This window comes from Mycolicibacter acidiphilus, from assembly GCF_018455725.1.
Taxonomy (GTDB): domain Bacteria; phylum Actinomycetota; class Actinomycetes; order Mycobacteriales; family Mycobacteriaceae; genus Mycobacterium; species Mycobacterium acidiphilum.
Map to the genome: position 1 here is coordinate 25131 of NZ_JAHCLR010000028.1, position 16885 is coordinate 42015.

The 16885-nt window shown below is 69.2% G+C and carries 22 protein-coding genes; 13 read left to right on the forward strand and 9 right to left on the reverse strand.

Going from position 1 to position 16885, the window contains the following annotated elements:
- On the forward strand, window positions 1-645 hold the full coding sequence (locus KIH27_RS13930; RefSeq protein WP_214093555.1) for a DUF4245 domain-containing protein: 645 nt from the start codon (window positions 1-3) through the stop codon (window positions 643-645).
- A 4-nt stretch (window positions 646-649) separates the two neighbouring features.
- On the opposite strand, the gene KIH27_RS13935 is transcribed toward KIH27_RS13930, so the two are convergent.
- Window positions 650-1777, reverse strand: a complete 1128-nt coding sequence (locus KIH27_RS13935) for an AI-2E family transporter (protein ID WP_214093556.1) — start codon at window positions 1775-1777, stop codon at window positions 650-652.
- Between the two features lie 55 nt (window positions 1778-1832).
- Between KIH27_RS13935 and KIH27_RS13940 the strand changes: the two genes are divergently transcribed.
- Entirely contained in the window at window positions 1833-2111 is a 279-nt protein-coding gene (locus tag KIH27_RS13940; RefSeq protein ID WP_214093557.1) for a DUF1876 domain-containing protein, read from the forward strand.
- Window positions 2112-2117: 6 nt separating this feature from the next.
- On the opposite strand, the gene KIH27_RS13945 is transcribed toward KIH27_RS13940, so the two are convergent.
- Genes KIH27_RS13945 through KIH27_RS13960 form a run of 4 tightly spaced genes read right to left on the reverse strand, consistent with a single transcriptional unit; the run spans window position 2118 to window position 5300 of the window.
- Entirely contained in the window at window positions 2118-3194 is a 1077-nt protein-coding gene (locus tag KIH27_RS13945; protein ID WP_214093558.1) for a 3-beta-hydroxysteroid dehydrogenase, read from the reverse strand.
- A 42-nt stretch (window positions 3195-3236) separates the two neighbouring features.
- On the reverse strand, window positions 3237-3473 hold the full coding sequence (locus tag KIH27_RS13950; RefSeq protein WP_214093559.1) for an exodeoxyribonuclease VII small subunit: 237 nt from the start codon (window positions 3471-3473) through the stop codon (window positions 3237-3239).
- A complete protein-coding gene (xseA, locus tag KIH27_RS13955) occupies window positions 3463-4707 on the reverse strand; it encodes an exodeoxyribonuclease VII large subunit (RefSeq protein ID WP_214093560.1) in 1245 nt (414 codons plus the stop codon). The genes KIH27_RS13950 and xseA overlap by 11 nt, the downstream gene beginning before the upstream one ends.
- Window positions 4704-5300 (reverse strand): lipid droplet-associated protein, encoded by a 597-nt coding sequence (locus KIH27_RS13960; protein WP_214093561.1) that lies wholly within the window; start codon window positions 5298-5300, stop codon window positions 4704-4706. The genes xseA and KIH27_RS13960 overlap by 4 nt, the downstream gene beginning before the upstream one ends.
- Before the next feature lie 94 nt (window positions 5301-5394).
- On the opposite strand from KIH27_RS13960, the gene KIH27_RS13965 reads away from it, so the two are divergent.
- Complete coding sequence (locus KIH27_RS13965; RefSeq protein WP_214093562.1) at window positions 5395-6390, forward strand: 4-hydroxy-3-methylbut-2-enyl diphosphate reductase; 996 nt, start codon at window positions 5395-5397, stop codon at window positions 6388-6390.
- A gap of 13 nt (window positions 6391-6403) precedes the next feature.
- Here KIH27_RS13965 and KIH27_RS13970 read toward each other — a convergent pair whose 3' ends face one another.
- Window positions 6404-7627, reverse strand: coding sequence for a DUF6542 domain-containing protein (locus KIH27_RS13970; RefSeq protein WP_214093563.1), 1224 nt, complete (start codon window positions 7625-7627; stop codon window positions 6404-6406).
- A 94-nt stretch (window positions 7628-7721) separates the two neighbouring features.
- Here KIH27_RS13970 and ychF point away from each other — a divergent pair, with 94 nt between their 5' ends.
- From ychF to KIH27_RS14000, 6 genes are all read left to right on the forward strand, one after another.
- Entirely contained in the window at window positions 7722-8795 is a 1074-nt protein-coding gene (ychF, locus tag KIH27_RS13975; protein ID WP_214093564.1) for a redox-regulated ATPase YchF, read from the forward strand.
- Between the two features lie 173 nt (window positions 8796-8968).
- The gene (locus KIH27_RS13980; RefSeq protein ID WP_214093565.1) at window positions 8969-9244 is read left to right on the forward strand and encodes a hypothetical protein; all 276 of its coding nucleotides are present in this window, start codon (window positions 8969-8971) and stop codon (window positions 9242-9244) included.
- A gap of 117 nt (window positions 9245-9361) precedes the next feature.
- The gene (locus KIH27_RS13985; protein ID WP_214093566.1) at window positions 9362-9640 is read left to right on the forward strand and encodes a type II toxin-antitoxin system Phd/YefM family antitoxin; all 279 of its coding nucleotides are present in this window, start codon (window positions 9362-9364) and stop codon (window positions 9638-9640) included.
- 2 nt (window positions 9641-9642) lie between these two features.
- Complete coding sequence (locus tag KIH27_RS13990) at window positions 9643-10038, forward strand: type II toxin-antitoxin system VapC family toxin (RefSeq protein ID WP_214093567.1); 396 nt, start codon at window positions 9643-9645, stop codon at window positions 10036-10038.
- A 59-nt stretch (window positions 10039-10097) separates the two neighbouring features.
- Window positions 10098-10613, forward strand: coding sequence for an OsmC family protein (locus KIH27_RS13995; RefSeq protein ID WP_307856879.1), 516 nt, complete (start codon window positions 10098-10100; stop codon window positions 10611-10613).
- Window positions 10610-10933 (forward strand): putative quinol monooxygenase, encoded by a 324-nt coding sequence (locus KIH27_RS14000; RefSeq protein ID WP_214093569.1) that lies wholly within the window; start codon window positions 10610-10612, stop codon window positions 10931-10933. Before KIH27_RS13995 ends, KIH27_RS14000 begins: the two co-directional genes overlap by 4 nt.
- On the opposite strand, the gene KIH27_RS14005 is transcribed toward KIH27_RS14000, so the two are convergent.
- The gene (locus tag KIH27_RS14005; RefSeq protein ID WP_250150130.1) at window positions 10930-11658 is read right to left on the reverse strand and encodes a guanylate cyclase; all 729 of its coding nucleotides are present in this window, start codon (window positions 11656-11658) and stop codon (window positions 10930-10932) included. The genes KIH27_RS14000 and KIH27_RS14005 overlap by 4 nt on opposite strands.
- On the opposite strand from KIH27_RS14005, the gene KIH27_RS14010 reads away from it, so the two are divergent.
- Entirely contained in the window at window positions 11648-11815 is a 168-nt protein-coding gene (locus tag KIH27_RS14010; RefSeq protein ID WP_214093571.1) for a hypothetical protein, read from the forward strand. The genes KIH27_RS14005 and KIH27_RS14010 overlap by 11 nt on opposite strands.
- On the opposite strand, the gene KIH27_RS14015 is transcribed toward KIH27_RS14010, so the two are convergent.
- Window positions 11812-12621, reverse strand: coding sequence for an adenylate/guanylate cyclase domain-containing protein (locus tag KIH27_RS14015; protein ID WP_214093572.1), 810 nt, complete (start codon window positions 12619-12621; stop codon window positions 11812-11814). The two genes, KIH27_RS14010 and KIH27_RS14015, sit on opposite strands and share 4 nt — an antisense overlap.
- 139 nt (window positions 12622-12760) lie before the next feature.
- Between KIH27_RS14015 and KIH27_RS14020 the strand changes: the two genes are divergently transcribed.
- The 3 genes from KIH27_RS14020 to KIH27_RS14030 are packed head-to-tail and all read left to right on the forward strand — an operon-like array spanning window position 12761 to window position 15426.
- A complete protein-coding gene (locus KIH27_RS14020) occupies window positions 12761-13669 on the forward strand; it encodes an alpha/beta fold hydrolase (protein WP_214093573.1) in 909 nt (302 codons plus the stop codon).
- Entirely contained in the window at window positions 13669-14904 is a 1236-nt protein-coding gene (locus tag KIH27_RS14025; RefSeq protein ID WP_214093574.1) for a WS/DGAT domain-containing protein, read from the forward strand. The genes KIH27_RS14020 and KIH27_RS14025 overlap by 1 nt, the downstream gene beginning before the upstream one ends.
- Before the next feature lie 15 nt (window positions 14905-14919).
- On the forward strand, window positions 14920-15426 hold the full coding sequence (locus KIH27_RS14030) for a DoxX family protein (RefSeq protein WP_214093575.1): 507 nt from the start codon (window positions 14920-14922) through the stop codon (window positions 15424-15426).
- Here the strand turns inward: KIH27_RS14030 and KIH27_RS14035 are convergent.
- A complete protein-coding gene (locus KIH27_RS14035) occupies window positions 15410-16834 on the reverse strand; it encodes a short-chain fatty acyl-CoA regulator family protein (RefSeq protein ID WP_250150131.1) in 1425 nt (474 codons plus the stop codon). The genes KIH27_RS14030 and KIH27_RS14035 overlap by 17 nt on opposite strands.
- Window positions 16835-16885 lie beyond the last annotated feature (51 nt).

The following is a 16885-nucleotide window of genomic DNA, read 5'->3' on the forward strand; positions in this document are numbered from 1 at the left end:
GTGACCGCGGAGCCCTCACCCCCAGCCGGCCCAGTGCCCAAACCGGCGAAGCCGCGCCTGCTGCAGGACGGCCGGGACATGTTCTGGTCGATCGCCCCGCTGGTTCTGGCCTGCATCGCGCTGGCGGGACTGGCCGGGACCTGCTCGTTTCGCCCCGGCGGCGCCAGAACCGGCCCGCCGCCGTCCTACGACGTGTCCGCCGCGTTGAACGCCGACGCACAGCAATTCGGCTTCCCGGTGCGGCTGCCGAAGCTTCCCGACGGCTGGCAGCCCAACTCCGGGGCCCGCGGCAGCATCACCGACGGGCGCACCAACCCCGACGGCGGCCCCCGACTGCGGGCGCTCACCTCGACCGTCGGCTACCTCAGCCCGACCGGGATGTACGTCAGCCTGACCCAGAGCGACGCCGACGAGACCCCGCTGGTCGCGTCCGTCCACCCGGGCATGCACCCCACCGGCACCGAGGACGTCGACGGCACCGGCTGGGTGGTGTACGCCGGCGACGGCGAACCGGTGTGGACCACCCGGCTGACCGGCAAATCCGGGGCCGCCCAGCTCGCGGTCACCGGCGCGGGCACCGTCGCGCAGTTCCGCACGATGGCCGCGGCCGTCCAGTCGCAGCCCCCGCTGCCGGCGCGCCGATAGGGCGTCAGCGAGGCGCTGCCCGCCGCAGCCGGAACCGCCTGGGCTGCTGCGGCTCGTCGTCGTGGACCTGCAGTTCCACGCCCTTGTAGACAGCCAGGTACACGTCGATGGTGGTGACGATGATGATCATCAGCACCGGGCCGATCACGATGCCCCAGAAGCCGAACATGCCGATGCCGGCGAACACGGCGAGCAGCATCAACGCTGAATTCAGCCGGGCGTCGCGCGGGACCAACACCGGTCGCAGGAAGTTGTCGATGTTGGTGACGACGAGCAGGTGGAACACGAAAACGAACACCCCGCCGACGACGTTGCCGGTCAGCGCCATGCCGACGCCGAACGGCATGGTCACGATGCCGCCGCCGAGCGGGATGATCGACAGTGCGGTCAGCAGGATGGCGAAGACGAAGAACGCCTGGTGGAAGCCGCCGATGTAGATCGAGGCGGCGCCGGCCACCCCCTGACAGAACGCGATGACGAACTGCCCGCCGACGGTGCCCCGCACCATTGAGCCCATCTTGGCCAGGTACAGGTCGGTGACCTCCTCGCCGAGCGGGTTGAGCTGGCGGATCAGGGTCTGCACCTCGTCGCGGTGGGTCAACAGCGCGAGGAACACGTAGAGGAAGATGATCGCCGAGGTCACCGCCCCGACCACACCGCCGGCCGCCCCCTGCAGGACGTGCAGCAGCAGTTCACCGCCCTTCTGGGCGACCTCCACCATCGCGTGCCGCAGGGTGTCCATCGTCAGCTCGACGTGCCCGAACGGCACCCGGGCCAGCAGGTCGTTGACGAACCGCAGCGCCTTGTCGCCGAGGGCGTTCATGTCGGTGTGCTGCGCCCAGTCGGCGACGTCGCCGGCGGTGCGGGTGATCTGCGCGACCGCCAGGAACACGCACACCCCGACCGGGATGACGACGACGATGATCGCCGCCAGCAGCGTGATGGTCGCGGACAGGCCGGCGGGCAGCCGTCGGCGCAGCAGCCGGAACAGCGGGGTGAACAGGTAGGCGAACACCGCAGCCACCACGATCAGCACGAAGTAGCCCCACAGGAAGTACGCGCCGAACAGCACGCTGATGACGGTGAAGACGGCCAGGGCGCGGCGCTGCGTGAGCGTGAATTCGCTGTTCATGTGGGTACTAGCTAAGCACGGTTTTGCGGCGCACCCTGTAGATGAGGTGATTGCAATGTATGACCGTATTTTGAACACGAACTGGCGTGTCGACGTCGAATTCGACGAAGACACCACCCACACTCACGCGACGCTGCGACTGCACCTCGACGACGGGCAGACCATGACCACTCGGGGGGATGCCTACCGGCATCCCACCGATGCCAGTCAGCCGACCGTCGGCGAGGAGATCGCAGCGGCCCGCGGGCTGATCGCACTGGGCACCGCGCTGCTGGAGACGGCGTCCGCGCAGATCGAGCAGACCACCCACCATCCGGTGCACCTGTACCGGTGAGGCGGGTTACGCCTTTCCGGCGGCAGCCTTGACCTCGTTGAACAGCTTCTCGTAGTAGGGCAGGCAGTCCTTGATGGCCTGCTCGGTGGTGAACGGCGGCACGTAGCCGAGATCGCGGTGCGCCTTGTCGATCGAGAAGTAGTTGTCCAGGTAAAGCCGTTCCACCGCACCGGGTTCCAGCATCGGCTTGTGGATGCCGAACCGGAAGTGCAGCCACTGCCAGACCACCATGACGTCGCGGATCAACCGGCCCGAGATGCGGAACCGCGGCCACGTCTCGCCGAGCGCGGTCATGATCGGCCGGGCGAACTCCAGCATGTTGATCGGCTCGCCGTCGTTGATGAAGTAGGCCTGCCCGGGGGCGGTGCCACCCGGCACCAGGTGCTCGGCGGCCAGGATGAAGCCGTGAATCAGGTTGTGCACGTAGGAGTTGTCGAGCTTGGCGCTCTCCTTGCCGATCAGCACCTTGACGTGACCGGCGACGACGCTCTCGAACAGCTTGCGGAACATGGTCTGGTCACCGGGACCCCAGATGCCGCTCGGCCGAATCGAACAGGTCAGCATCCCGTCCACCCCGTTCTGCGCGAGCACGAACTGCTCGGCGACCACCTTGGTCTCGGTGTAGAGGTCGTTGAACTTCGTGGTGTAGGGCATGGTCTCGTCGCCGCCGGAGATCGACTTGCCGCCCATCACCACGCTGTTCGACGCGGTGTAGACGAACCGCTGCACGCCGGCCTTCGCCGCGGCGCGCACCAGGTTCTTGGTGCCGTCGACGTTGATCGAGAAGCTGCGCTTACGCAGTTCGTCGGTGACCGCCGCCCCGCCGGCCAGGTCGATGATCGCGGCGGTGTGGAACACGGTGTCGATGCCCTCGACCGCCTTGGCCACCACGTCGGCGTCGCAGATGTTGCCCTGCACCGTCTCCAGGTTGGGGTGCTCGGGCAGCGGTGACGCCGCCAGGTCGAACGAACGGACCTGGTAGCCGCGGTCCAGCAGGGTCTTGACGAAGTTGGTCCCGACGAATCCGGATCCGCCGGTGATCAGTACCCGCCCCAGCTCAGTTGTCAGCGATGCGTCAGCCATCGGGCGAGCATAACTGAACGTGTTCCAGTTTTGTGCGTCACGTCACGCCTGACCGTCGTCCTCGGCGGCCAGCGCATCGGTCACCCGACGGCGCGCACCGGCCAGATGCTCCTCGCAGCGCTTAGCCAGCTGCTCGCCGCGCTCCCACAGTTCCAGGGAGGCATCGAGGTCCAATCCGCCCTGTTCCAGCCGCTGCACGACGTCGATCAGCTCGTCACGGCACTGCTCGTAGCCGAGTTCGCTGACGGCTTTCACCGGTTCGGGTTTCTCAACTGCCATCGGCTCGTCCTTCACTCGTCGCTGCCACCGCCCCGTCGGATACACGTATTCGCAATCGTGTCCCGGCGGGGGCGTCGTCCGTCGATCGCAGCACCCGGCTCGGGCCGGCCGCCGGGACGGTCTGCACCACCGCGTAACCGCGGGCCAGGGTGGCCGCCGGACCCAGGGTGGCCAGCCGGGCGGCCAGATGCCCGACCCGTTCGGTCTGCACGTCGATCAGCCGGGTCACGTCGCGGCGCACCGCCGCCAGCGCGCGGGTGATCTGCTCGCCGCGTTCGGTCAGCGCCCGCAGTGGGTCGGCCAGCACCGGACGGCTGCGCAACTGAGCCAGCACCCGCTCCTCCCGCAGCACCCAGTTGCGCAGCGCCTGCGCGCCGCGACGGCGCAGATCGTCGACCAGCGCCTGCTCGGCAGCGGTGTCCGGGACGATCCTCTTCGCGGCGTCGGTGGGGGTGGCGGCCCGCAGGTCGGCGACCAGGTCGCAGAGCGGGTTGTCGGGCTCATGGCCGATGGCGCTGACCACCGGGGTGCGGCACGCGGAGATCGCCCGGCACAGCGTCTCGTCGTAGAACGGCAGCAGATCCTCCACACTGCCGCCGCCGCGGGCCAGCACGATCACTTCCACGTGCGGGTCGTCGTCCAGTTCGCGCAGCGCCGCCACGATCTGCGGCACCGCCGTCGGCCCCTGCACGGCGGTGTTGCGCACCGCGAAGTGCACCGCCGGCCACCGGGTGGCCGCGACCGTCATGACGTCGTGTTCGGCGGCGCTGGCCCGGCCGGTGATCAGGCCGATGGTGCCCGGCAGGAACGGGATCGGCCGTTTGAGCCGCGGGTCGAAGAGCCCCTCGGCGTCCAGCAGTTTGCGCAGCCGTTCGATGCGGGCCAGCAGTTCGCCGATCCCGACGGTGCGGATCTCACTGAGCCGCAGGCTGAAGGTGCCGCGGCCGGTGTAGAAGTTCGGTTTGCCGCGGACCACCACCTGGGTGCCCTCGGTCAGCTTCACCGGTGCGCCGGTCACCAACTCGGGGGTGCACGTCACGGTCAGCGACATGTCGACCGTCGGATCCCGCAGCACCATGAACACCGTGCGCATGCCGGGCCGCATGTTGATCTGGGTGAGCTGTCCCTCCACCCACACCGTGCCGAGCTTGTCGATCCAGTTCTGCACCCGGATCGAGACCGCGCGGACCGGGAACGGATTCTCCGCGGCGGTTCCCGGGTCGGGTGCGGTCACTTCGCGGAGGCGCGGGTGATCCTGTTGGCCAGCAGCGTCTGGAACGGTGCCCGCGCCTTGGTGGCCTCCTCGTAGGCCAGCAGCGTCTCCAACTCGTCGATGCTCAGCGAGTTCAGCCGGGCCCGCAACTGGGCCAGGGTCAGCGTGCCGTAGTCGAGTTCGACGACCAGGTCCGGCGTGACGGCCGGTGAGGTGGTCGCCTGCGGCTTCGCTGCGGCCGTGGTCGCGGTGCCGGGCGCGGGCCGGTCGTCGTCGCTGAACGAATACAGCGCGAACCGGCCGTCGCCGCGCTGGTCGCCCGCGCCGCCGTCGACCGTCGGCTGCGGTTGGCCCGCATCGTCGTCGGGCAGATCCTCGTCGAACGTCGCCCACTCCGGCTGCTCATCCTTCGGCGGGAACAGCGACTCCAGCGTCGAATCGCCCTTGTTGACCAGTTCGGCGATGCCCTGCTGCCACGCCATCACCATGTGCGCGGCCTGGCTGGCCAGCGTCATCGGATACATCAGGATGGTGTGCGGCAGCTTGATGGTCTCCTCGACGGCGACGGTTGCCGCGCCCACCAGCAGCCGGACCCCATACGGTGCAGTAGCCATGCCAGACAGACTGCCTTAACGGTCGGTCTTCGCCAAGTAAGACCCCCGGTTACGAGTTGGCGATCCGCATTCGGCACGCCGTACGCTGGCCACCATGTCGTCGACGCTGAACGTGGAGACCTCCGGCAGCGCAGCGGCCGGCACGGCCGGCCTGCCCGCCGGCAAGCGGGTGCTGCTGGCCGAGCCGCGCGGGTACTGCGCCGGGGTGGACCGGGCTGTCGAAACCGTGGAGCGGGCGCTGGAGAAGCACGGCGCGCCGGTCTACGTCCGCCACGAGATCGTGCACAACAAGTACGTGGTCGAGACGCTGACGAACAAGGGCGTGATCTTCGTCGACGAGGCCGCCGACGTGCCCGAGGGCGCCATGGTCGTGTTCTCCGCACACGGTGTGGCACCGACCGAGCATTCGACGGCCGAGCAGCGCGGCCTGCGGGTGATCGACGCGACCTGCCCGCTGGTGTCCAAGGTGCACAACGAGGCCAAGCGGTTCGCCCGCGACGGCTACGACATCCTGCTGATCGGCCACACCGGCCACGAAGAGGTCATCGGCATCATGGGCGAGGCGCCCGACCATGTGCGCCTGGTCGACGGCCTGGCCGGGGTGGACACGGTGACCGTGCGCGACGAGAACAAGGTGGTGTGGCTGTCGCAGACCACGCTCAGCGTCGACGAGGCCATGCAGATCGTCCTGGCGCTGCGCAAGCGGTTCCCGAACCTGCAGGACCCGCCCAGCGACGACATCTGCTACGCCACCCAGAACCGGCAGACCGCGGTCAAGGCGATGGCGCCGGAGTGCGAACTGGTGATCGTCGTCGGGTCGAAGAACTCGTCGAACTCCAACCGGCTGGTCGAGGTGGCGCTGACCGCCGGTGCGAAGGCGGCCTACCTGGTCGACTACGCCGAGGAGATCGACCCGGCGTGGTTGGCGGGTGTGGAGAGCGTCGGGGTCACCTCGGGGGCGTCGGTCCCGGAGATCCTGGTGCGCGGTGTACTGGAGCGGTTGGCCGCCGACGGTTTCGGCACGGTGTACCCGGTGGCGACGGCCAACGAGACGCTGGTGTTCGCGCTGCCCCGGGAGATCCGCGCCTGACGTCGCGGCAGCGTCAGATGTCGTACTCCCAGGAGTCGGCCTCGTCGCCGTTGCGCGGTTCGCGGGTGCGGCGCCGGGGCTCGGCGGCGTCATCGCCGGCCGCTTTGCGGTAGCGCACCTGGGAGATCGGGTGGTGAGTCGAGTCCGAGCCGTTGGTGCCTGCCGAGGCCGGACGCCGACGCGGCCGTGACTCGAACGACTCCCCGGACTGGTCGGTGTCTGCCCAGCCGTTGCGCGCGGCCGGCCGGCCGACGGTCGTGTGCGGAGCCCGGCGGGGTCGCGGCGGCAGGTCGCCGCGGTCGAGATCCTGCGGCGGGCGGGGACGGCGCCGTTGCATCTGCTCGTCGGCCGAGCGTGGGGTGGGTCGACGTCGCCGCGGCAACTGCTCTTCCTCAAAGCCGGCCGCCGGGCGCCGCCGTGGCATCGGCTCACCGGATTCCGGGGCGAGGCGACGCCGCCGGGGGCGTTCCATCCGCGGGTCGGCGTCGTCGTCGAGTGGCGGCCGGACGTGGCGGGAGCGGGTCGAGTCGAATCCGGCCCGAGTGGGGCGGCGCGTTCCGGTACGGGTGACCCCGGATCGCCCTGTCGTCGAACGGCCGGTGCGACGCGCTTCGGCTCGCGCTTCCGCGGTCGCCCGACGCGGTCGGTCACCGCTGCGACGCTCCCGAGGCGAGGCGGTCTCGATGGCATGGGCCGGGTCGCGGTTGAGCGCGGCGGAGACCAGCGCGCTGACCTTCTCGAAGACGCCGGATCCGCGCCCGGCGGTTTCGCCGGCACCGGCCGCGAGGTCCTTCGCGGACCGCGTCATCATCCCGAGGTACCACCGGATCATCCCGAGCAACAGCACGGCCGCGGCGGTGAACAGCATCAGCGGGAACCGCTCGATCAACGGGTAGCCGCAGTTGATCAGAATGTTCTTGACCCCGGGGAACCCCGCGCCGTGGAACAGCCAGTAGGCGCCGGGCACGGTGCAGAACAGGATCAGCGGCGGTTGGATGACGGCGGTGAACACCCCGGACTGCCGCACGGCGAGTACCGCGACGACGCAGCCCAGCACGTACAGCGTGGTGAAGACGGTGGTCAGTTCCTTGTCGCCGGATCCGGCGTCGAACGCGAAGCCGACGGCCGATGCGAACAGCGCCACCGCGACCGCACCCCACCACGGCAGACCGGGCACGCTCGGGAGGACCGAACGGTGGTCAGCCGCCACCGCTGACCCCACCCGCTGCGCTGACACACGTCGACGGTACCGGTTTTGCGTGTCGCATTCCGCAAGGCCTCGCCGGTTCGCCCGGTCGGTGCGCGGGGCCACACCCTAGACTTGAGTCCCCGTGAGCCTGAGTCTGGGAATCGTGGGTCTGCCCAACGTCGGTAAATCGACCCTGTTCAACGCGCTGACCCGCAACAATGTGCTGGCAGCCAACTACCCGTTCGCGACGATCGAACCCAACGAGGGTGTGGTGTCGCTGCCCGACCCGCGGCTGGACAAGCTCGCGGAGATCTTCGGCTCGGAGCGCATCCTGGCCGCGCCGGTGACGTTCGTCGACATCGCCGGGATCGTGAAGGGTGCCTCGGAGGGGGCCGGGCTGGGCAACAAGTTCCTGGCCAACATCCGCGAGTGCGACGCGATCTGTCAGGTGGTGCGGGTCTTCGCCGACGACGACGTGGTGCACGTCGACGGCAAGGTCGACCCCGAAGCCGACATCGAGGTCATCGCGATGGAGCTGATCCTCGCCGACATGCAGACGCTGGAGAAGGCGGTGCCGCGGCTGGAGAAGGAAGCCCGCAACAATAAAGACCGCAAACCGGTGCTGGAGGCGGCCGTCGCCGCCCAGCAGGTGCTGGATTCCGGTAAGACGCTGTTCGCCGCGCAGGTGGATCCGGCGCCGCTGCGCGAGCTGAACCTGCTCACCACCAAGCCGTTCCTGTACGTGTTCAACGCCGACGAGGCGGTGCTGGGCGACTCGGGCCGGGTCGCTGCGCTCCGTGAGCTGGTGGCGCCCGCCGACGCGGTGTTCCTGGACGCCAAGATCGAGTCCGAGCTCGTCGAGTTGGACGACGAGTCGGCGATGGAGCTGCTGGAGTCGATCGGGCAGGCCGAGCGGGGCCTGGATGCGTTGGCGCGCGCCGGCTTTCACACGTTGAAGCTGCAGACGTACCTGACCGCCGGGCCGAAGGAGGCCCGCGCCTGGACGATCCACCAGGGTGACACCGCGCCGAAGGCGGCCGGGGTGATCCACACCGACTTCGAGAAGGGCTTCATCAAGGCCGAGATCGTCTCGTTCGACGACCTGGCTGAGGCCGGCTCGATGGCCGCGGCCAAAGCCGCCGGCAAGGTGCGCATGGAGGGCAAGGACTACGTGATGGCCGACGGCGACGTGGTGGAGTTCCGGTTTAACGTCTAGAGATCCTCGTAGCGATCCCGAGCGGGAAAACCGCGACGGCGGCACCGCGTGTCGCGTCGTGGTTTTCCCATTCGGCCGGCGATTCCGGCCGAGGCCGACTCATCGCTGAGAAGTCGCCGATGCGTGCCGTTTCGGTGACCTGACCGCGACGGGGGCAGGGGAGCCTCATCGTCATGACGGTGATCGAGACGATCTATCTGGTGGCGGCGACGCTGTGGATTCTGGTGGTGGTGGCGGCGTTGGCCATCGGAGGTCGCTACCTGCTGAAGCTGCGGGCCCGGCGGCGCAGGGTGACTCGCCTGATCGACAGCGTGCGCCTTTCCGTGGAGCGTGTCGCCGACCCGTACCGGGTTATCGCAGGCGGGTGTGCGGCCTTTCTCCAGCAGCGGGTCGGTGGATCCGGTCCGGCCCGACGGCCGGTCCTCTCCTCGGCGAGGGGACGGCGATAGCGTGGTCGAAGCGCTCGGCGGAGCAACTGACGTGCTCGCGCCGTGCGACGTGGGCCTGCCGGCCGGGCTGGGTGAGCAGGGCTTCTACATGTCAGACATGGGTACTACACTTGTGTCATGTCTACGGTCACGAAGCGTGAACTCAACCAGCGCACCGCGGTCGTGCTGGATCAGGTCACTGAGACCGACGACGTCGTGGTGACAGAACGGGGCACGCCTCGCTGGCGGGTGAGTGCGTTCCGTGACCACAGTTCACGGTTGGCGCGGCTGGAGCGTGAGGGCCGGTACTCGCCGCCGTCGCCGGATCCGACTCCTTGGCCCAGCCTCCCCGGAGGGCGGCCCTACACCAATGCCCAGGTCGAGGCACTGCTCGGCGAGATGAGCGGTGACCACTGAGCGTGGGCCTCGTCTATATCGACTCCTCGATCGCCGTCCGCACGATCCTCGATGTGCCCGAGCGAGTGCGACTGCAGGAGTGGATGGCGACCCCTGGAACCACGTTCGTCTCCTCGCGACTGCTCCGCACTGAAGTGATCCGGGTGCTGCGGCGCGATGGCAGGCCGCTGAATGACGCGGCCGCACTGTTGGATCGGATCGGGATGTTCGACATCACCAGGGAGACGCACAGCGTCGCTGAGTCCATCGAACGGCACATCAAGACGCTTGACGCACTGCACCTGGCGACGGCCCTCTTGATCGGGGAACCGGTCGCGGTAGCCAGTCATGACGTGACGATGAAAGCGGTGGCTGGGTATTTGGGTCTCGGGGTTGTGGACCCCGTGGAAGCGGGCTGATGGCCTGGACGCGACCAGGGCGGCTCTCACTAGGCTGGCGACGACGAAAGGATTTCCCCGTGACCACCTCCACCAGTCGCCTGGCGAGCGTCGTCGCCGCCAGCGAGGCCCCCGCCGCGGCCGATCCCGCCAATGCCCAGGTCGTCTTCCGCGCGTCGGCGACCGCCCACGATGCGGTGGCCAGCACCGTCAAGCTCGGCCGGTACAGCGTCGAGGTCGACGAACCGCCGACGCTCGGCGGCGAGGACACCGCCCCCAACCCGGTCGAGTACTACCTGGCGTCGCTGCTGTCCTGCCAGATCGTCACCTGGCGGTTCTGGGCGCAGAAGCTGGGCATCGCGGTCGACGACATCAAGGCCCGCGCTGAAGGCGACCTGGATGTGCGGGGCTTCTTCGGGATCGACGACGCGGTGCGCGCGGGCTTCGGCGAGGTGCGGGTGGTGGTGACGGTGACCGGGCCGGAAACCCCGCAGCGCTACCAGGAGCTGCACGAGATCGTCGAAAAGCACTGTCCGGTGCTGGATCTGACCGTCAACCCGACACCCGTGCGGACCACCGTGGAGGTCCGGCCATGATCTTCATCGTGGTGAAGTTCCAGACCAAGCCGGAGTGGGCGGAGCGCTGGCCGCAGCATGTCGAGGAGTTCACCGCCGCCACCCGCGCCGAGCCCGGCAACCTGTGGTTCGACTGGTCGCGCAGCCTGGACGACCCGTGCGAATACGTTCTCGTCGAGGCGTTCCGCGACCAGCAGGCCGGCACCGAACACGTCAGCAGTGCGCACTTCACAAAGGCGATGGCCGAACTGCCCAGGGCGCTGACGGCCACCCCGAAGATCATCAGCCAGACCGTCGACGCCACCGACTGGTCGCCGCTGGCCGAGATGAGCGTGGATTAGCCTGGGACGACGGTGATCTCGCGTCCCAACTGGTAGCCGGGCGTCAACGGCAGGATGTCACCGCTCCAGAACGATCCGGGGTCGAACCAGTTCGGATTCTTGTCGGTGGACAGTAAACCCATCTCCTCGTAGGTGATGGCGACCGTCTCCGCGCAGTACGCAGTCTGCAGGGCGACGCTGCCCCGGCGCGCCTTGCGACGCTGCGTCGCCTCTCGCACCTTGCGGTCCAGCACCGGGATGCCACGGGTCCAGTCGCCGGCGGTCGGAACCCGCCCGCGCAGCCACCGTCCGGTGAGCCGCGCGGTAGTCGGGAACGCCGTACCGTCCATCCGCGCAATCACTTTCAGCAGCCGATCCTCCTGCGCGCGGGTGACCTCCCCGTTGAGCTGGCGCAACCAGCAGCGCTGCCCGTACCGGTGCATCCACTGCTCGACGGCCTGTCCGGCATCGTTGAGCTGCACCCCCCGGTGGTGGGTGCCGGTCCAGCAGTCGATCAGCTTGTCGCCGAGTTCGGCGTGCCAGATCAGCGGCGGCAGGTCGTCGATCGCCACCGTCATCCCGACGTGGTTCACCGGCGCGTTGGACAGGGTCTGGATGGCACGGTCCGGCCCGGAGCGGCCCCGGAACAGCCACACGTCACCGGTGCGGGTTTCGGCCAGGGCGCGCGTGAGTGTCACCGTGTGTTGGTCCACGACAGCACCATAGGGTGTGAGGGTGCGCAGCATCTGGAAATGGATCGGCCTGGCGGGTGCGGTCGGCGTGGCGGCCGGGGGAGTGCTGGTGGTGCGCGACCAACGGCGGCGCCGCGCCTACACACCTGACGAGATCCGGTCGCGGCTGCATCAACGGCTGGCCGAGGCTGCACCCGACCGCACCGACTAGGCCGACTCCACCGGGTACAGCCGGTGCGTGCCGGCGAAACCCTTCAACTCGACATCGCGCCCGTCGCCGATCGTGATTTCCGCACAGGTCTTCACGGCGTCGCGGACTGGGCCGCTGACCAGCACCTGACCGCCGTCGGCCGCCGCGGCCACCCGGGCGGCCATCGCCACGTTGCGGCCGAACAGGTCGTCGCCGCGGCGCACCGAACGGCCCATGTGGATCCCGATCCGGACCCGGATCGGGTGCTGCGGTTTCCGCCCGCGCTGCAGCGCACGCTGAATGTCGAGGGCGCACCGCACGGCCTGGTCGGGTTGGGCGAACGCGATCATGTACCCGTCACCCTGACTTTTCACCACGTATCCGGAGTGCGCGGCGACAGCGCGGTGCACCAACTGGTCGTGCCGAGCGATCAGCTTCACGAACGCACGGTCGCCGATCCGCTCGTTGAGTGCGGTGGACTCCTCGATGTCGCTGAACAACAGCACCACCCGACCGTCCCGGGCGACCCGCGCCAGGTCGGGGCGCTCCACCTCGGCCCAGTCGGCGAGGTCTTCGATGGAACTGCGCACCGCGGCGCCGAACCCCTGCTTGCGCACCAGATTCGCGGTCTGCCAGACGGTCTTGACGGCCTCCCGCCCGCCGGACAGCAGCCAGGTGGCCGGGTCGGTCTTCTGGCGGAGCTCCGCGTTCTCGTCCCGTGTGCGCCGCAGCTGCCGCAGCAGGACGGCCAGCGCGACGGCCTCGCCCAGGGCAATGGAGGACAGCAGGTAGACCGCGATCATCGGCGGTGCCAGCCAGGTCCCCATCGACGTCCTCTCGCTCGACCGCGGCTGAGGTTAACCGTGGCCGTCGGGCTCTCAAGATGGTAGATAGTTTGGATCGGCCGGCGGGCGAAAACGTCACCCGCCGCGTGTGCGGGGGCCGACTGGAATCGAGGGCGTGACGGTGCCACTTCCTGAACCGCGCTGGATCGACGTCGCCGCCCCGGCCGTCCAACTCAAGGCGCTGACCTGGGGCGCGCCGACCGCCCCGATCGCACTGTGCCTGCACGGGTTCCCCGACACCGCCTACGGCTGGCGCAAAATCGCCCCGCGACTGGTCGCCGACGGCTGGCGGGTGGTCGCGCCGTTCCTGCGCGGTTACGCGCCGTCGTCGATCCCGACCGACGGCAGCTATCACATCGGCGCGCTGATGGACGACGCACTGCGCGTGCGCGACGCCGCCGGCGGCACCGATCGCGACGTGGTGATCGGGCACGACTGGGGCGCGATGACGGCCGCCGGCCTGGCCGCGATGCCCCAGAGCCCGTTCGCCAAGGCCGTGATCATGTCGGTGCCGCCCGCAGCAACGCTGCGCCCGGACCGGCTGATCGAGCGGCTCCGGCTGGCCCGGCAGCTGCCCGGGCAGGCGCTGCGCAGCTGGTACATCGGCTACTTCCAGCTGCCGCGCCTGCCGGAACTGTCCGCCCGGTGGGTGCTGCCGCTGCTGTGGCGCCGCTGGTCGCCGGGGTATCACGCCGCCGACGATCTGCGGCACGTCGAAGCCGCCATCGGCACACCGGAGGGCTGGCACGCCGCGCTCGGACCGTACCGCGCGCTGCGCAGCGGCCGCCCGCCCGAGCCGTACGCCGACCTGCACCGATACTGGCTGACCTCACCGCGGCTACCCAGCCTGTACCTGCACGGCCGCGACGACGGTTGCATGACAGCCGATTTCACGCGCTGGGTGGAGCAGGCGCTGCCGGTCGGCGGCGCGGTGGCCGTCGTCGACCACGCCGGACACTTCCTGCAACTCGAACAGCCCGACGAGGTGGCCGATCTGGTGCTGGACTTCATCGGCTCCGCACGCCGCTGATGCGCGGGCAGCGGATGGCCGCCGCCGACGCGCAGTTCTACTGGATGTCGGCGAAGCTGCCCAGCGACCAGTTCCTGCTCTACGCGTTCGCCGGGGTGCCCGATGATCCTGCTGCCGCGATCGCCACGGCGCGCGACCGAGCGCGACGCGTCCCGGACCTGACGATGCGGGTTGCCGACGCCGGCGCGCTGAGGTACCCGCGGTGGGTGCCGTCCGCCTGCTGCGCCGACGCCGTCCGGCATGAGGTCGACGACTGGGCGGGCTGTCTGGCGGCGATCGTCCGGCTCACCGAGACCCAACTCGATGCCGCGGTGGCGCCGTGGCTGCTGCATGTGTTCACCCCGGTGCACGCCATCCCCGGTCATGATGGGGCCGGCACGGTGGTGGTGCTGCAGATCGCCCACGCCCTCGCCGACGGAGCGCGAGCCTCGGCGTTGGCCGCCTGGATGTTCGGGCGTGCCGAACCGGTGCCCGCCGTCCGCGCCCCGCGACCGGGCTTGCTGCCGGTGCGTGCCGTCGGCGCCGCCCGTGCGTATCGCCGCCAGCAGGCCGACGTGGCCGCCGGCCTGCTGCCGCCGCCGGCCGGCACCCGGCCGGCGCTGTCGACCAACAACCGGCCCGACGGCCCGCGGATCGTCCGAACCCTGGTGCGCAACCGTGCGCAGTTGGGCGGGGGAACGGTCACGGTGGCGGCGCTGTCCGCGGTGGCCACCGCCCTGTCGGGCTACCTCGGCGAGCCGTGCGCCACCCTCGGCGCTGAGGTGCCGATGACCAAATCCGTTGTGCGCCAAGCCCGCAACCACTTCGGCAATGTCTCGGTCGGCCTGCACCCGCAGTTGGACCCGCCGGAACGCAAACAGCGGATCGCCGCCGAACTGGCAGACCGCCGCCGCCGGCTGCAGCATCCCGCGGTGACCGCGTCGGATCGGGCGCTGGCGGTGGTGCCGGCTGCGCTCCTGCGTTGGGGGGCCGCCCAGTTCGACCCGCAGCTGCGCTCGGCGCAGGTGACCGGCAACACCGTGGTGTCCAGCGTGTATCGCGGGGCGGCGGATCTGCGGTTCGGCGGGATCCCGGTGCTGCTGACCGCCGGATTCCCGGCGCTGTCACCGATGATGGGCTTGACCCACGGCGTGCATGGAATCGGCGACACCGTCGTGGTCAGTGTGCACGCGTCACGGTCGGCGATCGCCGACATCGACCGATACGTCGGACTTTTGGACGAGGCACTTCGCTGAGCGTTAGTTTGACGTATGGCTACCGACGTCGCGCTGCTGATCCTGCGTCTGGTCCTCGGGCTGACACTGGCCGCACACGGGCTGAACAAATTCTTCGGCGGCGGCCGGATTCCCGGCACCGCGCGGTGGTTCGAGAGCATCGGTATGAAGCCCGGGCGACTGCACGCACTGGCCGCGGCCTGCACGGAGATCGCTGCGGGGCTGGGTCTGGCCGCCGGGCTGCTCACCCCGATCCCAGCGGCCGGTTTCGTCGCGCTGATGGTGGTCGCGGTCTGGACGGTGCACCGGCCGCACGGTTTCTTCGTCTTCCAGGAGGGCTGGGAGTACAACCTGGTGCTGGCGGTCAGCGCCGTGGTGGTCGCGATGCTCGGGGCCGGCCGCTTCAGCCTGGACCGTGTGCTGTTCTGCCAGGACTGGTGCGCCGGCTGGCCGGGCCTGCTGATCGCGACCGGACTCGGGTTGGCGGGCGCGATCGGACAACTGGTGCTGTTCTATCGGCCGCCGGTCAAGACGGCCGAATGACCGGCGAATAGGGCAGTCCGCTGCTGGCGTTCTCGTCGACGACGACGCGCCGGCCCAGGTAGGGGAATGCGCGCTGGGCGCAGTCCTCCCGCGGACAGATCTTGCAGCCCGCGCCGATCGGCACGACGGTGGTCGGGTCACCCAGTGCGACACCGGTGGAGTACACCAGCTTCTCGGCGTGCACCAGATCGCAGCCCAGCCCGATCGCGAAACTCTTGCGCTGCCCCAGGTAACCGCGGCCCTCCGGAACGGTGGTGGTGGCGATCCAGAAGTACTTGCGTCCGTCGGGCATCTCCGCGACCTGGGTGACGATCCGTCCGGGCTGGGAGAACGCATCGTGCACCACCCACAGCGGGCAGCTGCCGCCGACCCGACTGAAGTGAAACCCGGTGGCGGACTGCCGTTTCGAGATGTTGCCGGCCTTGTCGGTGCGGACGAAGATGAACGGCACACCGCGATGCCGCGGCCGCTGCAGGGTGGACAGCCGGTGGCACACGGTCTCGAATCCCACCTCGAAACGGCGGCCGAGCAGGTCCACGTCGTAACGCAGTTCCCGCGCCGAGCGGTGAAACATCCGGTACGGCAGCAGAAAAGCCCCCGCGAAATAGTTCGCCAGCCCGATGCGCGCGACGTCGCGGGCCTCCGGGCTGAGCTGCTGATCGTCCGCGATGATCTCCGACATCAACTCCGACTGGGTGAGCAGTGCCAACTGGGTGGCGATCTGAAACGCGCGCTGACCGGGCAACAGTGAGTGCGCGATCCGCAGCACCCGGGCGTCGGCGTCGAAGACCCGTTTAGCGGGGCCGTCCAACTCGTCGGAGACCACCACGGTGATCCCCAACTCTTCGGCCAGCAGCGTCGCCAACTGGCCGTCGAGGCCGCCGATCCGCATTCCGTTGCCGACGAACATCTGCTCGGCGGCCGAATCCAGCTCGTCGATGTAGTTGTTGCGGTCGTAGAAGAAATCGCGGACCTCTTCGAACGGCATCGGGCGTTGCGGAAGTTGCGAAGTCTCGGTGACCGCGTGGGACCGGTATCCCTCCAGTTCCTCGGTGGCATCCCGCAGCCGGCGGTGCATGGTGACCAGACTCTGTCCGACCGCCGGCATCCGCGCCACCAGCTCCTCGATCTCGGGATCGCTCGCCGCATGCTCACCCGCCGCCGCGGTGAACACCTCCCGCAGGTCCGCGACCAGCCGGGCATCGGAGTCCGGCGAGAAATACTGTGCGGGCAGGTCGAATCGCTCCGTGAGCACCAGCAGCACCGAGACCGTGATCGGCCGCTGGTCGTTCTCCAGCTGGTTGACGTAGCTGGTGGACAGGTTCAGGCTGCGGGCCAACGCCGCCTGCGTCAGGCCGCGTTCTTCGCGCAGCCGCCGCAGTCGTGCCCCGGAAAACATCTTCGCCATTGTCGACACAGTACCCAACGGGTGCATTCACAACATTTGCAAACGCTGGCG

Coding starts and splice junctions, on each gene's coding strand:
- KIH27_RS14030 (WP_214093575.1), top strand. CDS start 14,920: ATGGCTACCGACGTCGCGCTGCTGATCCTGCGTCTGGTCCTCGGGCTG.
- KIH27_RS13935 (WP_214093556.1), bottom strand. CDS start 1,777: ATGAACAGCGAATTCACGCTCACGCAGCGCCGCGCCCTGGCCGTCTTC.
- KIH27_RS13985 (WP_214093566.1), top strand. CDS start 9,362: ATGTCTACGGTCACGAAGCGTGAACTCAACCAGCGCACCGCGGTCGTG.
- KIH27_RS13950 (WP_214093559.1), bottom strand. CDS start 3,473: ATGGCAGTTGAGAAACCCGAACCGGTGAAAGCCGTCAGCGAACTCGGC.
- KIH27_RS13965 (WP_214093562.1), top strand. CDS start 5,395: ATGTCGTCGACGCTGAACGTGGAGACCTCCGGCAGCGCAGCGGCCGGC.
- KIH27_RS13945 (WP_214093558.1), bottom strand. CDS start 3,194: ATGGCTGACGCATCGCTGACAACTGAGCTGGGGCGGGTACTGATCACC.
- KIH27_RS13940 (WP_214093557.1), top strand. CDS start 1,833: ATGTATGACCGTATTTTGAACACGAACTGGCGTGTCGACGTCGAATTC.
- KIH27_RS13980 (WP_214093565.1), top strand. CDS start 8,969: ATGACGGTGATCGAGACGATCTATCTGGTGGCGGCGACGCTGTGGATT.
- KIH27_RS14025 (WP_214093574.1), top strand. CDS start 13,669: ATGCGCGGGCAGCGGATGGCCGCCGCCGACGCGCAGTTCTACTGGATG.
- KIH27_RS14005 (WP_250150130.1), bottom strand. CDS start 11,658: ATGCTGCGCACCCTCACACCCTATGGTGCTGTCGTGGACCAACACACG.
- KIH27_RS14015 (WP_214093572.1), bottom strand. CDS start 12,621: ATGGGGACCTGGCTGGCACCGCCGATGATCGCGGTCTACCTGCTGTCC.
- KIH27_RS14000 (WP_214093569.1), top strand. CDS start 10,610: ATGATCTTCATCGTGGTGAAGTTCCAGACCAAGCCGGAGTGGGCGGAG.
- KIH27_RS14035 (WP_250150131.1), bottom strand. CDS start 16,834: ATGGCGAAGATGTTTTCCGGGGCACGACTGCGGCGGCTGCGCGAAGAA.
- KIH27_RS13960 (WP_214093561.1), bottom strand. CDS start 5,300: ATGGCTACTGCACCGTATGGGGTCCGGCTGCTGGTGGGCGCGGCAACC.